This window comes from Dietzia sp. IBK-p2-16D, assembly GCF_057773085.1.
Genome location: NZ_JBYMTL010000022.1, coordinates 1 through 519, shown reverse-complemented (window position 1 = coordinate 519; position 519 = coordinate 1). Strand labels below are relative to the sequence as shown.

At 44.5% G+C, this 519-nt stretch carries 1 protein-coding gene; it reads right to left on the bottom strand.

Annotated features, from left to right (window positions below; translation table 11 throughout):
• Positions 1-519, bottom strand: a 519-nt coding sequence (locus tag AC3DE3_RS17140; protein ID WP_488370826.1) for a hypothetical protein, incomplete at both ends; no start/stop codon positions are given.

Here is a 519-nt window from a genome sequence, read left to right as displayed (position 1 = left end):
GCGTAGTTATCATTAGAACCAGTGTTCATATCCATGTTATACGCCCCAGTTGTCGTAGCTAGCTTATAACTCCCACGCCCTGTGCTCCCACTTAAATCCATCAGAGAGGTTTGACCAGCTCCGAGAGTTTGCCCACCAGCGTCTCCGTTATTTACATCAATCAGCATACAATCTGCCACCGTAGTGGTAAGAGTAATCCGGTCTTGTGTACCTCCGGTGGTAGTGTGATTTCCTGATGTATTGATTGGAGTGCTCTGGTCAACTCCTGTGAAAACAGCGTAAAAATAATCTGAGTTTATGACATCATTGGCTCCCGCAAAAGTAACGATGAGATTATTTGAACCGGTAGGTGGGTTGATGAGATACCACAGCTCAGCTCGTCCATTTGACGTACCATTATCCCCTACTGAATTAGTGACTTTCGTGAGAGCTTGACCGCCATAGGTAACGCCTGAAACCTGTCTATCATCCGCTGTTGAATCATAATTAGAAAATCCGACAACTAATATTCTATTTGAC